This window comes from Novosphingobium pokkalii (assembly GCF_014652855.1).
GTDB lineage: Bacteria > Pseudomonadota > Alphaproteobacteria > Sphingomonadales > Sphingomonadaceae > Novosphingobium > Novosphingobium pokkalii.
Genome location: NZ_BMZP01000001.1, coordinates 315,639 through 329,688 on the forward strand (window position 1 = coordinate 315,639; position 14,050 = coordinate 329,688).

The 14,050-nt window shown below is 67.2% G+C and carries 9 protein-coding genes; 3 read left to right on the forward strand and 6 right to left on the reverse strand.

Going from position 1 to position 14,050, the window contains the following annotated elements; translation table 11 throughout:
- Positions 1-36: 36 nt before the first annotated feature.
- Positions 37-1,293: an MFS transporter gene (locus tag IE191_RS01435; protein ID WP_191322549.1), complete on the forward strand. Its 1,257-nt coding sequence runs from the start codon at positions 37-39 to the stop codon at positions 1,291-1,293.
- Here the strand turns inward: IE191_RS01435 and IE191_RS01440 are convergent.
- From IE191_RS01440 to IE191_RS01455, 4 genes are all read right to left on the reverse strand, one after another.
- Positions 1,188-2,333 (reverse strand): LacI family DNA-binding transcriptional regulator, encoded by a 1,146-nt coding sequence (locus IE191_RS01440; protein WP_191322550.1) that lies wholly within the window; start codon positions 2,331-2,333, stop codon positions 1,188-1,190. The two genes, IE191_RS01435 and IE191_RS01440, sit on opposite strands and share 106 nt — an antisense overlap.
- 56 nt (positions 2,334-2,389) lie before the next feature.
- Complete coding sequence (locus IE191_RS01445) at positions 2,390-4,048, reverse strand: tannase/feruloyl esterase family alpha/beta hydrolase (RefSeq protein WP_191322551.1); 1,659 nt, start codon at positions 4,046-4,048, stop codon at positions 2,390-2,392.
- 34 nt (positions 4,049-4,082) lie between these two features.
- Positions 4,083-5,276 carry an MFS transporter gene (locus tag IE191_RS01450; RefSeq protein ID WP_191322552.1) on the reverse strand — a complete coding sequence of 398 codons (1,194 nt, stop codon included), beginning with the start codon at positions 5,274-5,276 and terminating at the stop codon, positions 4,083-4,085.
- A 77-nt stretch (positions 5,277-5,353) separates the two neighbouring features.
- On the reverse strand, positions 5,354-7,792 hold the full coding sequence (locus IE191_RS01455) for a TonB-dependent receptor (protein WP_191322553.1): 2,439 nt from the start codon (positions 7,790-7,792) through the stop codon (positions 5,354-5,356).
- 162 nt (positions 7,793-7,954) lie between these two features.
- On the opposite strand from IE191_RS01455, the gene IE191_RS01460 reads away from it, so the two are divergent.
- Positions 7,955-8,584: a response regulator transcription factor gene (locus IE191_RS01460; protein WP_191322554.1), complete on the forward strand. Its 630-nt coding sequence runs from the start codon at positions 7,955-7,957 to the stop codon at positions 8,582-8,584.
- 31 nt (positions 8,585-8,615) lie between these two features.
- On the opposite strand, the gene IE191_RS01465 is transcribed toward IE191_RS01460, so the two are convergent.
- Both IE191_RS01465 and IE191_RS01470 read right to left on the reverse strand, forming a co-directional pair.
- Positions 8,616-12,011 carry an ATP-binding protein gene (locus tag IE191_RS01465; RefSeq protein ID WP_191322555.1) on the reverse strand — a complete coding sequence of 1,132 codons (3,396 nt, stop codon included), beginning with the start codon at positions 12,009-12,011 and terminating at the stop codon, positions 8,616-8,618.
- A gap of 39 nt (positions 12,012-12,050) precedes the next feature.
- Positions 12,051-12,746, reverse strand: coding sequence for a TetR/AcrR family transcriptional regulator (locus tag IE191_RS01470; protein ID WP_191322556.1), 696 nt, complete (start codon positions 12,744-12,746; stop codon positions 12,051-12,053).
- 107 nt (positions 12,747-12,853) lie between these two features.
- Here IE191_RS01470 and IE191_RS01475 point away from each other — a divergent pair, with 107 nt between their 5' ends.
- Positions 12,854-14,050 carry an efflux RND transporter periplasmic adaptor subunit gene (locus tag IE191_RS01475; RefSeq protein WP_191322557.1) on the forward strand — a complete coding sequence of 399 codons (1,197 nt, stop codon included), beginning with the start codon at positions 12,854-12,856 and terminating at the stop codon, positions 14,048-14,050.

Sequence of the window (14,050 nt, forward strand, 5' to 3'; positions counted from 1 at the left end):
TTCTGTGGGCGGACCAACTGCGGCAGCGTGTGCGCCATGACCACTTCCCGATCCGCGCTTGTCCCATTTGCCGCCTTTGCCGTGATGGGGGTGACCGGCGCGCTGGGGGCGGCCCTGGTCCCGGCCGCGCGCGTGATCTTTGCGCTGTCATTGTCGGAAGCCCTGACGCTGCAATGGGGGGCACTGGTGATGTGCGGCGTGGCCGCCCTGCCCCTGGCGCGGCTGGTCCACTCCGTGGGTGCCGGGCAGGCCGTGGCCGGCGGCCTGGCGTTGAGCACGCTGGCCAGCCTGGGTGCGTGGCTGGCGCTGCGGCCTGGTCTGCTCGGCAAGGCGTGGGGCTTCCCGGCATTCCTTGCCGCGCTGATGCTGGTGGCGGTGGCCAACACGGCCTTGCAGGTGGCGTGCAACACCGTGCTGGCCCAGCAGGGCGATCCGGCCCGCCGCACCGCGCGGATGACCCTGGCGCAAGGGTTCAACGCTCTCGGCGTGTTCGGCGGCGTGCAACTGGCGGCCCTGCTCGTGCTGGGGCGAGACAATCCCGCCGGGCTCACGGATGGCACACGCCTGGCCTATCTCGGCTGCGCGCTGCTATCTGCCGTGATCCTGGCTGTAGCGCTGCGGCGTGCGCCGCGCGGCGCAGCGCCCTCGGAGAACGAACCGGATGTAGCCCCGGTGCGGCAGGCGCTGCGTTCGCGCTGGGCTTGGGCAGGCGCTGCCGCGATCGCGCTTTATGTCGGTGCGGAAGGGGCCGTGGGCGGCATGCTGGTGGTGTTCCTGCATGATCGGGCAGTGCTGGGCCTGCCACTGGGCCAAGCTGGGCAATGGGTCGCCATCGTCTATTGGGGTGGCGCTCTGGCTGGGCGGTTTGGCGGCGGATGGCTGCTGGTCGGTCGATCCGATGCGCGTGTCTTGACCGGATGCGCGGCGGCCGCGACGCTTGCCTGCGTTCTGGCCGCCACGGCGCCAGGAATCATTGCAGGCGCGTCTGCGCTGGCGATCGGGCTGTGTAACGCGGTCATGTTCCCTGTTATCCTGGCGCTTACCCTGCGCCGAGCGAGCGCGCGCCCGGCCGCTGTCACCGGCCTGGCGAGCATGGCCACGGCCGGCGGTGCACTCGTATCGATCGCGGCGGGATGGGTGGCCGATCACCTTGGCCCGGCAGCGGCCTTTGGCGTGCCGGCACTGGCCTACCTGGCCGTGAGCGTGTTTGCGCTGGTGGCCGGAGCCGCCAGGCCGCCGCAGGATTCGCGCACGACAAGTTCGGTCGGCAGGCGCACGGATTCGATCGCATAGCCATCCATCGCGCGCAGGATCTTCGCCACGAGCAGGTTGCCCGCCAGGATCGGATCCTGTCGCATGGTGCTGAGCCGCGGCCGGACCCATTGCGCGATCTCGCAATCGTCGTAGCCGATCACGGCGACGTCGTGCGGAACGCGAAGCCCGGCGGCGTGCAGTGCCTCCATCGCGCCCAGCGCCACCATGTCTGACGAGGCGACGATGCCGTCAAACGCGGCCTTGGCAGCAACCAGCGCGGCCACGCCATCGCGCCCGGCCTGGGCGCCGTCGCTGCACGGCCGCACGACGGTCTGGCCCGAAGCACCGGGGATGGCGGCAAGCGCCGCGCGGAAGCCGGCCATGCGCTCGGCCAGTTGCGACACGCCGGTCTGCGCCGTGGTAATCGCGGCGGCGTGCCCCAGGAACACCAGGTTGCGCCGCCCCTGCCGCAGCAGATGCTCAGCCGCGGTGAAACCGCATCGCACGTTGTCGCTACCCACCGAGCAATAGCGCTGCCCCGGTGCAGCAACGCCCCAGACCACGAACGGCACGCCGCTGTCTGCCAGGGTGTTGAGCCCATGGTGATATTGTGACTGGCCAAACAGGATCACGCCATCATGGCGCTGGGCCTGCATGAAACGCAACAGGCTGGCATCGTCATACGGGGCTTGGGCGGCCACGGAAAAATCCAGTCCGCGATCCCGCATCGCCGCACCGATGCCGCCCAGCAGGTTCAGTTCAAAGGTATTGGCCAACGGCCGGCCCGCCGGCAGGGCGACCGGCATGATGAGGCACACGCTGCCTTTGGTGGCGGCCCGTCGACGGCGGCCACGCGGCGCGCGCGGCCCGGCATTTTCACGCAAGGGATAGCCCTGCGCCAGGGCCAGTGCGCGCACCCGCTGCTTGGTTTCGGGCGTGATCGCGGGATGATCATCCAGCGCGCGGGAAACCGTCGCGATCGAAACCCCGGCAGCGGCGGCAATGTCCGCCAGGCGTGGCGCGCGCCCAGCGGCGCTCGAAGAAGCGCCGGACGAGGCCGATTGCGAAGGTCTTGCCATGGGCAACAGCGTTGCACCACTTGGCGACCGCGCGCAATCGGCCTTGTCGGTTCACATCACGGGCGCGCTTCGAACGAGGCTGCCTCGTCGATGCTGCCGGTGCCCTTGTAATGCGCCACGGCCGGATAGGCGAAGACCGGGCGGCTGCGCGGCGGCAGCGTGGGCTGGGGCGGCATCATCGGCATCATCGGCAGCTTGGGCATACCAGTGGCGCCCGGTGGCGGCTTCATCGGCCCGTCCGCCGGCAGCGGTGCGCCCTCGTGGGTGGGCTTGGCCCGATGGGCGACCATGACCGCAGGCGCCTCACCGCTTTCCACCCAGGCCATCAGCCCCTGGAGCAGCGGAAACTCGCTCGGCCCGTCGCCGCCCGAACAGTGCCCCATCCCCGGAAACAGGAACATCCGCACGAAGCCGTCGCGTGTGGGCGCGCCCATCGCCTCGCCAACCTTGTCGAAATAGGCGATGGTGTTGATCGGGCTGATGTGCGGATCGCCCCAACCATGCCACAGGATCAGCTTGCCGCCCCTGCCCGCAAAACCGGACAAGTCCGGGTTGTCGGCATTGTAGAGTGCTCGTGCCGGCTGTTCCTGGGCAACCATGTCCAGCGTGAACGGGAACGTCTGCGGGGTATAGGGCGTGGCGGGATTGGGCGTGAACAGCAGGTGATTGATCGTGTCGGACGCGAACATGCCGCTCATGATCGGGCCATCCGCGTTCATCGGCACGAACACGCCGATCCAGTTCATTTCGCTGCCCGGTTGCAGCGGCCCCACTTCCAGCGGCTGCCCCTGCGCCGTGCGTGCGCCCTGGTAGATCAGCCGTGCGGCTTCCACCTTGGCGGCGGTCAGGCACTTGCCGGGCTGGTATGCGCCCTTGCACAGCGTGACCGCAGGATCGACCCGGCACGTGCGCGGATCGGTGATCTGGCCATCGACCAGGCCGTCATTGCCGTCGCAGGCCGCCAGCGCAGCCTTGTGCAGCGGCGCCATGTCGGCGGCGAGCAGAACCGGCTTGCCATCGGCCCCGGTATTCACCTTGGCCAGCCAGCCATGGTGAAAGGAATTCTGGATGGTGAAATTGAGCGCAGGCGCGCCAGCGGCGATGCCATCGAAATCCTGCGGATAGCGTTGCGCCTCGATCAGCGCCTCGCGCCCGCCATCGGAACAGCCGGAGAAATAGGAATAACGCGGATCGCGGCCATAGAACGCCTTGATCAGGGCCTTGGCGGCAAGCGCCGTGACATGCACCCCGCGCTCGGCAAAATCGCGCCGCTTCTGCGGATCGTTGCCCCATGCGGTGTCCATGCCCTGGTGGCCCATGTCGGTGCTGGCGAGCACGATGCTGCCATCGGTCACCGGCGCGCAGCCTTCGGCCTTGCCGGCATCGATGCGCAGGTTGCCGCACAGGCCGCCGCAACCGGTCTGGAGATAGCGCTGCGTCCAGCCGTCCAGCGGCAGGCGCACTTCAAAGCGGATCGCCGGGGCGATCGTGCCGCTGACCTGGCAATAGGGCTTGGCCCCGGCCTCTGTCACCGACTTTGCCTCTTGCCGGGTGGGCGCGCCGGTGGCGCCGGAAAGGTCGATCCGGGCCAGATCGGCACAGGCCGCCACCGGCGCGACGGGTGCCAGCGGCGCCAAGCCCTTGGCCTGGGCCAGGCCGCCACCGCCGGCCATGGCAAACCATGCGGCAAGCGCCAGCATGATCGTTTTCAACATCGGGAAATTCCTTTCTGTGACAAGGAAACGGTTTTCACCCCAGACGGATCGCTACAGCGCAAAGCCCGGTCAGCAGCATGGGCACGCAGAAGATCGCGAAAACTGCCACCAGCGGCAACCCAGCCCCCATGGCCGCCCCGCCAATCACCGGCCCGAGCAGGGCGCCGGCACGGCCCACGCCCATGGCCCAGCCGATGCCGGTGGCGCGCACTTCGGCCGGGTAGAGGCTGGCGGCGAGTGGGTAATTGCAGTTCACGCCGCCCTGCAACGTGATCCCGATCAGGAAGCAGACTACCAGCAGCACCCAGAGCGGCATCGCCACTGCCCCGAACACCAGAAACAGCACACTGGCGCCGCACAGCATGGCAAGCATCAGCCAGCGCAGATCCCAGCGCGTGGCCAGGAAGCTGAGCGCAATGGTCCCCACGAAGGCCCCGCCATTGTAGATCGCGCTGGCCACGATCGCATCGCCCGGCGCCAGGCCGGCCTGGATCGCCAATTTGGTGATCCAGCTCGCGATGAAGTAGAGCGCCATGAACCCGTTGATCGTGCACAGCCACATCAGCGCCGTGTTGCGCCGCCGCGCCCCGCCCAACGCCGTGCCGAGCGAAGCGCGCGCACGGGCTGGCATATCTCTCGCCACGGCTCGATCCGGCGCCTCTGGCAAGGCAAACCAGCAAATCGGGATCAGCGCCAGGCTCACCAGCCCGGCCCCGACGAACACCGCCTGCCAGCCGTGAACCGGCAGCAAGGGCGCGACCACGAACCCGGCGATCGTGGCGCCGATGGGATAGCCCGCCTGCGGCACGCCCGTGGCCACATGGCGCATCCGGTCTGGCGCGAAGCCGGCCGAAAGCGCCGTGATGCTGGCCAGCACCGTGCCGATGCCCAAGCCCACGATCACGCGGGCAAGCGCCAGGGTCCAGATGCCGGTGGCCAGGGCGCTGGCGATCATCGCCCCGGCCATCAACGCCAGCGCCATGAGCACGATCGGCCGGCGCCCAAAACGATCTGCCAGCGGGGCCACGCCGAGGCCGCCCGCCGCCATGCCCACCAGTCCAGCACTGAACACAATCGAGAAGGCCGAAGCGCCGACGCCGAATTGCTGCTGCAAGGCGGGCGCCACGTATGTGAGCGCGAAAACGTTCACCCCGTCGACCATGTTGAGCACGAAACAGAGCCACATCACGGCGATGCCGCGGCGAGACCATTCAACGGATGGGGACATGGGCAAACGTCTATCCTGCAAGGCAAAGAGATGGGCGGGGCCAGCACGCAGCCGCCCCCGCCCGACAGATGACCGGTTCAGAATTTCACGGCGAGGCGCACGCCGTAGAGACGCGGCAGTGACGTGGAGAAATTGACCGAGCCGACCGGGAACGACGTTCCGTTGGTTTCGGCAGAGGCAACGCTGCCGGTAAAGCCGCCATAGGCACCGTTGTAGCCGTTGGGGCCGAAGGTCTTCTGCAACTTGTTCTCGATGTTTTCGACAAACAGTTGCACCGTCAGTTGGTCACCATCGGTGGCGTAGGTCACGCTGGCATCAGACCTGGTGAACGGGCTTTGCCGGTATTGCACCGCGTTCGCATAGTCGCTGAGCAGGTAGCTGCTGCTGTACTTACTGGCCAGGCGCAGGCGCACTTGCGCGCCGTTGGCCAGGTCCACGTTGTGGGTGATCGAGCCGTTGACCGTGATCGAAGGCAGGTTGGGCAGGCGATAGCCGGCCCAATCGGCGAACACCCCGGTGAGATAGCCGAGATAGCCGGTCTTGAGCGAGCGGATGCGCGAATGGGCATAGGCCACGCCCAGGCTCACCGCCGTGTTGCGATCCACCTGATAGCGCGCCTCGTTTTCCCAGCCATAGATCTCGACCGGGGCAAGCTGGGTATAGAGCACGCCGGTGACCCCAGCGGAGCCGACGAACAACGCCAGCCCGTTGATCTGGTCCTTGGCGTAATCATAGTAATAGGCGCTGGAGGTGAACGTCAGGCCGGGCAGCGGCCGCCCCTTGTAGCCGATTTCATAGGCGGTCATCGATTCCGGGCCATAGGGCACGACGGATTTGCCGGTGGCCGGATCATAATCGTTGAAGCCGCCCGCCTTGAACCCGGTGGCGATCGAGGCATAGAACAGGTTTGCCGGGTCGGCCTGGTAATTGAGGCCCACCTTCCAGGTCACCTTGTGGTCCTTTTCCGTACCGCTGTTCGGCCCGCCGATGCAATCGTTGGGATACGTGCACGAGGGATCATCGGCCGTGGCGACGTTGACGGCAAAGGTGCCGACGCGGCCATTCTCGTTGTTGCTGTAGCGCAGGCCGCCGATCAGCCCGATCTTGTCGGACAGGTGCACCGTGGCCTGGCCGAACACGCCGTAGGACTTGTGCGTCGTGGTGTTCACCGGATCGATCGCGGTGATCCAGGTGGAAGTGTCGGTCCAGGTATCGACCGGGGCTTTCCAGTTGTGATCGCTTTCGTGGATCTTCTCGTAATAGTAATTGGCGCCGACCACATAATCGACCACGCCGGGTTCGGCGTTGGACAAGCGCGCTTCGAACTGGGTGGTGTTGAAGCGCCCGGTATACTGGTCGAGCAGGAAAACGCCGGGTGCACTATCGCTGCCCGTGTCATAGGGGTTGGCATTGCCGGTGATCTGGTTGCGCGCGCTGAAGTGCTGGTAGGCGCCCAGCACGTCGAGTTGCACCGCCCCCATGCGCGAGGTCAACTGGCCGTTGAAATTGGCGAAGTTCTGATCCTGCCACGATGGAATCGGATTGGGCACGATCTCGAACGCCTTGCTGCCCCCGGCATTGAGGTTGGACAGCAACGCGCCACCCGGACCGACCCCGCCGATGTGGCCGACTGTTGCCACCAGCGTTGCGCTGAGATCGTCGCTGGGCTTGAACAGGATTGAGAAGCGGCCGGTGCGGTCCTTCTGGTCGCCCTTGGCAGGCTGGCCGGCGGCCGAGAGAGCGGTCGTGCCCGTGGCGCCGCTCACCGTGGTATCGACCGGGCGCAGGAAACCATCGCGATCGTTGACATTGCCGGCAAGCCGCACGGCCAGCACCGGCGTGATCGGAACGTTGATCGCGGCTTCGGCCCGGCGTGTGTCGTAATTGCCCGCTTCCACGCGAACGTAGCCTTCGAAGCGATCGAGCACCGGCTTCTTGGTGATCACATTGATCGCCCCGCCCGTGGAACTGCGGCCATAGAGCGTGCCCTGCGGCCCGCGCAGCACTTCCACGCGATCGATGTCGAAGAACGCGACGCCCTGTTCCTGGCCGCGCCCGATGAATGCACCGTCGATGTTGAAGGCGATGCCCAGTTCCCCCTTGGAAGTCTGATCGCTGCTGGTCACGCCGCGAATGGTCACGTTGGTGCCGAATGCGCCATTGCCGATGACCACGCCGGGCACCAGGTTCTGTACGTCGTTGACCGAATTGACGCCAACCGTGCGCAAATCGTTGCCGCCGAGCACGGCAATCGCGGCCGGCACCTTGAGCGAGGTTTCGGCCCGCTTGAACGCGGTAACCACGATATCGGCCGGGCCGCTGTCCTGCGTTTGCGTGGTTTGGGCAGGCGTGGTTTGGGCCGGGGTGGATTGAGGCTGTGTCTGGGCCAAGGCCGGTGCGCCGCCGCTGATGGCCAAGGCAAGGGCGATGGCCAGGCTGCTCGCATGGCTTCCGGCACTGCGGCCATGGGCGCGCGCCATTGCCCTCGCCAGCGCGAGATTCCCCCGTTCGGACATCATCAACTCCCTTGTCTGCTTGTGTCAGCTTGTTGTTCGGGGCCGCTTTCGGCCTTGGCGCCTGCTTAGCTTGCGCCATCGGCAAAAGCGCCTAGACGTAGGTCGAGCCGATGGTCCGCCCGCCTTGCGTCATGCGCCACGGCGCCGCATCACGGAACAAGCATGCAAGATGATCCCCTGCCCCTTGGCGAGCCTGCCTCCAAACCGCGCCTGCGCGTGCTGTTGGTGGACGACCATCCCCTGTTCCGCCAAGCGCTGGCGGCAACGGTCCGCCAGATCGACCCGCAGATGGCCATCGCGCAATTCGAGACATTGGCCGAGGCACGGCGGGCCATCGCGGCAGACACGCAAGACACGCTGGTCCTGCTCGATCTCAAGCTGCCCGACAGCCACGGCATTGCCGGCCTGCTCGGCCTGAAAGCCCAGGCGCCGGACCTGATGGTGGCGATCGTTTCTGCCACCGACGACCGCGATACGGTGCTGACCGCGCAAGCCTGCGGCGCGGCGGGGTTCATTTCCAAGGCGGCCGGTGTGGAGGAATTGTCGGCTGCGCTGGAGAGCCTGTTTGCCGGGGAAACCTGGTTCCTGCCGCCCGAGGGAGATGGCTTGCGCGAACCACTCACCCCGGCGCAGGCGCGGATCGTGGAAGCCGTGCACCGCGGGTTGATGAACAAGCAGATCGCCTATGAGATGGGGCTGAGCGAAGCGACCGTGAAGTATCACCTCACCGGCATCTTTCGCAAACTGGGGGTGCAGACCCGCGCACAACTGCTTGCACTCGCGCGGGACTGAACGCGGGCGATGGAATGCGCAGCCGGGTGGTTCATGCCTCCCGACGGCAGAGGGCCTGCTGCGCCAGCAGCGCCTGCAATGCCAGCGGCGGGGTAGGCTTGGCCAGCAGGCAGATGCCCTCGGCAGGCAGGTCCGATGCCCAGTCTCCACCGGGGGTGGCCGTCACCAGGATCCGCAGCGGGCAGCGCCCGGCCAGATCGCGCAGCAGATCCAGCCCATTTCCGTCGGGCAACTGGTAATCGGCCACGGCCGCATCCCAATGCCCGCCCGCCGGCACTTCCGCCAGGTTGGCACAGCGCGTCACCACCGCACCCCAGCGTTCGATCAGCGCACCGACCGCCAGCAGAATGTCGGGATCATCGTCCACGCAAAGCACGGCCAGCCCGGCGAGATCGGCCTGAATCGGCGTCGGCGCCACGCGCACCGGCGCCGGGGCGCTGGCCGGCGCGATCACCGCAAACACGCTGCCCACGCCCTTGCGCGAGGCAACTTCCACCTTGTGGCCGAGCGCCGCCGCAATCCGCGCCACGATCGAGAGGCCCAGACCTGTTCCTTCCGCCAGCACCTGCCCTTCCGCCAGGCGGCCGAATTCGCGGAAGGCTTGGGGCAACTGATCATCGGCAATGCCCACTCCGCTATCGCGCACTTCCAGGCGAACCGTGTCCCCGCGCCGCCGCGCCAGCATCACTACCCGCCCCTGCGGCGTGTAGCGCAGGGCATTGACCAGCAGGTTTTGCAGGATCGAGCGCAGCAGGTCGCGGTCGCTGTGCAGCCACAGGCGCGTGGGCATGACCACCAGTTGCAGCCCCCGCGCACGGGCCACCGGCTCGAATTCGGCGGCAAGCGCGCGCATGAGCGCTGCTGCGTCGACCGGTTGCGGCCGTGGCTGCAAGGCGCCCAGTTCCAGTTGCGACAGCGTCAACAGCGCCTGGAGCATGCGGTGCGCCCCTTCCACGGCCTGGTCCGCCTTGGCCAGCAGCGCGCGCTGCTCGGGCGAGGGAGTGGAGAGCAGCGCATTGCCGATGAACAGCCGCGCCGCATGCATCGGCTGCACCAGATCGTGGCTGGCCGCCGCAACGAAGCGCCGCTGCGCACCGGTCGCCTGCTCGGCATCGCGGCGGGCCCGTTCCAGCGCGATATTGGCCTCAGTCAGAGCGCGGGTGCGTTCGTCGACCCGCTGCTCCAGCGCGGCGCGATCCTGTGTCAACACGGCTTCGGCCTGCTTGAGCTCGGTCACGTCGGCCAGGGTCAGCAGATAGTCCCCGCCGGCCAGCGGCGTACCCGACAGTGCCAGGATTCGCTGGCCCGTGGCACGGGTTTCCACCCTTACCGCCTCGTGTCCCTTGCGCGCGCCGTGCCAGCGTTTCCATGCGGGATCGTGGTGATCGATCCGTCCTTGCGCCAAGAGGTCGGCCAGCGGCCGGCCCACCGCCATGGCTTCGCCCGGCAGGCCAAGCAGGTCGAGGCTGCGCGCGTTCCACGCCACCAGCAGGCTTTCGCCATCCACCACGCAGACGCCCTGTGGCAGGCTGTCCAGCGTGGTCTGGAGCAGTTCCCGGCTGAACTGCACGGCGTGGCTCGCCTCGTCGAGAATGCGGCCGATCTCTTCCGCATCGCGCCCGCCAGCAGCCATGGCGATGGCCACCACGTTGCGCGCCGATGGCGCACCGATCACGCCCGCCAGCACGCGCTCGGCCACGCGGACCATGGCCGGCGAGACCGGTTGGCTGTCGTCGGGCGGGGGTTGACGGGCCTGGCGTGCAAACTCGGCAAGCGTGCGATCGGCTTCCTGCGCGCCCAGGAACTGCGCCAGCAGGCGGCGCAGATCGCCCACGTCCGCGCCGATTTCCGGCCGATCGGCCGAACCGGGCGCGGCGGGCTGCAAGACAAAGCTGTTGGCCTGGATCGCATCGATCAGGCGGGGCTGCGCCCGCCAGGAAAAGGCCACGAAGCAGGCGGTGTTGACCAGCAGGCTGAGCAGGATGGCGGCATTGGCCCAAGGGAGGGGCGCGACAGGCCACAGCGCACGCCCCAGACCAAGGCCATCCCCGCCCGCCAGCGCGGGCGCGGCGATGGCCACCAGCCAGACGGCAATGCCTGCCGAAACGCCGGCGATGGCACCGCGTGCGTGCCCGCGCCGCCAATAGATGCCACCGATCAGCGGCGGCACCAGTTGCGCCGAGGCGGTCAGCGCCGTGAGCCCCAGTTCCGTTGGCCCCTGAACGCCGCGAACCCCGCCATAATAGAGCCAGGCCAGCCCGGCCACGAGCACGATCGTGACGCGCCGCACCAGCACGATTGCGGCGCCGACGTTGTTGCCCGCCAGCCGGCCATGCAGCCAGCGCGCCCCGAGCGGGAGCACAATCTCGTTCGAGACCATGGCGGAAATCGCGGTCAGTTCCACCACGACCATCGCTCCACCGGCAGAAAGTCCGCCCAGCAGCGCCAGGACGGCAACCGCGGAATGGCCTCGCAGCAGGGGAATTGCCAGCATTTGGAGATAAGGGCTTTGTCCCGGCATGCCCAGGTTCGCGCGGATGCCCAGCGCGATCAGCAGTGTGGCAGCCACCCACAGCCCGAAATAGACCGGCACCACGCGGCTTGCTGCGGCGATGTCGTCTGGTGATTCCAACGTGACGAAGCCGAGGTGGAACTGGCGGGGCAGCGTGAACGCGGTGATCGTGCAGAGCAGGCTCAAGGTGGCAAACGTCGACCAGGCTGCACTGGGCATGGCCGGAATCAGCGCCGCAACGCCTCCAGCCAGGGCACCGGCCGCGCCGGCGCGATACAGCAGCAGACCGACCAAGGCGGCAACAGCAACGAGGCCCGCGAGCTTGATCACCGCTTCGACCGCGATCATGCTGACAAAGCCCCGGCTATGCTGCGTCAGGCTGGGGCGCCGGGCGCCGAATGCCACGGCCAGCACCACCAGCAGAGCCAGCATGATCAGGGCGCTCGGCCCATCGTCGGGCGCTCCTGTCGCGCCGATCGCAAAGGCCCAGACATGCGCCAGCACGACCAGTTGCAGCGAGATGTAGGGCAAGGCCGCCAGAGTCGCGACGAGTGTGGCGAGAATGCCCAGCGCCCGGCTCTTGCCAAACCGGGCCGCGAGGAAATCGGCCAGCGAGCCAACGTTTTCCTGCTTGGCCAGCACGGCGATGCGACGCCAGACCGGGGCCAGCAAGGTGAGCGCCAGAATCGGGCCGATGGCATTGGCGATGAACAGCCAACTGCCTTCGCTCGCATCGCCCACCGCGCCGAAATAAGTCCAGGCCGAACAGAGCGTAGCCAGCGAAAGCCCGTAGCGCACGCCACGCCAGCGCGCCGCCGCCTCGCTTGCGCGGCGATCGGCGCGCCAGCCAATGATCACCAGCATCCCGACATAGAGCGGGATGACCAGCGCCAGTAGTGCGACCGCCTGCGTCATTCCGCTGCCTGGCACTTGGCCTGGTGCCGCGCCGCGGGTTCAGCCGTCAGCCAGCGCTCCGCTGCAAACCGAGCAAAGTCCGCCCTTTTCCACCCGTTCATGGCCGTCGCCCACATGCTGGTTGCGCAGCGCCAGGATCTGCTCGCGCAGCGAAGCGAATGCAACACCGGCGAGATGGTAAGCTTCTTCCCGGCCGCGAATGAGGTCGTGCTGCAAGATGCCCAGCGAGACCATCAGCGTCATGTCCGCCATGGTATCGCGCGCCGCGACCATCGCATCGCCCGGCACCAGCACTTCGAGCACGCCGAGCAAGCGGGCGCGCACGCGATCGTGGCAGCCGCCGAAAATCCCGGCGACCTTGGGGTTTCGCGAGGCCTCCACCACGATGTCGGCAATCAGCACGCTGGGGCACTCGGGGTCGGGCTTGAAAAATTCCTCAAGCCATCGCCACAGCGCCGACTCGTCGCGGTCCGCCACGCTGCGCTCGATGTCGTCACTGTTCAGGACCTCATTGGTATCCTGCGCGGCAATGGCGGCAATTATCTCCTCCTTGGAGGCGAAATCGCGATAGAGCTGCCCCACCGCGATGCCGGACTCCTTGGCGATCTGAGCCACGCCCGTCGCATGAAAACCATTATCGATGAAAAGCTTGCGTGCGGCTTCTATGATCTTTTCACGCCGCTGTGCGGCCTTGCCGCCCGTCCCGGGGCAGGCTTGCACCATGTCGAATTCCATAGCCCGTCTCTCTACCCAACTTTTCCTTCTTGACCACCGGCCCCCCGACACAGTAGCGCATTTGTGAGTGATCGCTCACTCACATACACTGATCAGCGAGATTTTGCATGACATTTTTGCGGCACGTCACCCCGGCGCTGGCTCTTGCTCTTGCGGCTTGCGGATCGCAGCCTCCCGGCGCGGGTGGTCCTGGCGGTCCCGGCGGCAATGCGGCACCGGCCGTTTCGGTACTGGCCGTGCGGGAAGAGCCGCTGTCGATCACGGCCGAGTTCCCCGGCCGTACCGTTGCCTATGAGACGTCTGACGTCAGGCCGCAGGTCGATGGCTTGATCCAGGCCCGGTTGTTTACCGAGGGCGATTTCGTCCGTGCCGGGCAGCCGCTCTATCGCATCGACCCCTCGCCCTACCAGGCCCAGGTGATGAGCGCGCGCGCCGCCTTGGCCAAGGCCCAGGCCGCCATTGCTTCCAGCGAAGCGCAGGCCCGCCGCTACGGCGAACTGGTCAAGATCAATGCCATCTCGCGGCAGGATTACGACAACGCGGTGACCAGCGCCGGTCAGGCCCGCGCCGACGTGGCGGCGCAGCAGGCCGCGCTGCGCACCGCGCAGATCAACCTCGCGCGTACCACCATTCGCGCGCCGATCAGCGGAAGGATCGGCCGCTCGCTGACCACCACCGGCGGGCTGGTATCCGCCGCACAGACCACCGCCTTGACCACGATCCAGCGCATCGACCCGGTCTATGTGGACATCCCGCAATCGAGCGCAGACCTGCTGAAATTGCGCCGTCAGATCAGCGATGGCCAGCTTACCAAGGATGGCAAGGCCAAGGTCAAGCTGATCCTGGAAGATGGCAGCACTTATGCCCTGGAAGGCGACCTGCTGTTCACCGACGTGACGGTGGACCAGGCGACCGGATCGCAAGTGCTGCGCGCGGTGTTCCCCAATCCGCGCAGTCTGTTGCTGCCGGGCATGTTCGTAAGGGCAAAGCTGGTGCAGGGAACGGTTCAAAACGCGATTGCCGTGCCACAGCAGGCGTTGACCCGCGATGAACATGGCAACGCCGTCGTCATGGTAGTGGGCGCCCAGAACAAGGTGGAGCCGCGCCAGGTGCAGACCGGCGGCACGCAAGGCGACAAGTGGATCGTCACCAGCGGTTTGCGCAGTGGCGACAAGGTCATCGTTGAAGGCGGCATGATGTTGCAGCCGGGCATGCCGGTCAATCCGCAGCCGTGGAACCCCAATGCCGCGGCCGGCCAGGCGCCGGCGCAGGCCCAAGGGCAAGGCCAAGGGCAAGGAAAGTAA

Coding starts and splice junctions, on each gene's coding strand:
- IE191_RS01470 (WP_191322556.1), bottom strand. CDS start 12,746: ATGGAATTCGACATGGTGCAAGCCTGCCCCGGGACGGGCGGCAAGGCC.
- IE191_RS01435 (WP_191322549.1), top strand. CDS start 37: ATGACCACTTCCCGATCCGCGCTTGTCCCATTTGCCGCCTTTGCCGTG.
- IE191_RS01465 (WP_191322555.1), bottom strand. CDS start 12,011: ATGACGCAGGCGGTCGCACTACTGGCGCTGGTCATCCCGCTCTATGTC.
- IE191_RS01450 (WP_191322552.1), bottom strand. CDS start 5,276: ATGTCCCCATCCGTTGAATGGTCTCGCCGCGGCATCGCCGTGATGTGG.
- IE191_RS01460 (WP_191322554.1), top strand. CDS start 7,955: ATGCAAGATGATCCCCTGCCCCTTGGCGAGCCTGCCTCCAAACCGCGC.
- IE191_RS01440 (WP_191322550.1), bottom strand. CDS start 2,333: ATGGCAAGACCTTCGCAATCGGCCTCGTCCGGCGCTTCTTCGAGCGCC.
- IE191_RS01445 (WP_191322551.1), bottom strand. CDS start 4,048: ATGTTGAAAACGATCATGCTGGCGCTTGCCGCATGGTTTGCCATGGCC.
- IE191_RS01455 (WP_191322553.1), bottom strand. CDS start 7,792: ATGTCCGAACGGGGGAATCTCGCGCTGGCGAGGGCAATGGCGCGCGCC.
- IE191_RS01475 (WP_191322557.1), top strand. CDS start 12,854: ATGACATTTTTGCGGCACGTCACCCCGGCGCTGGCTCTTGCTCTTGCG.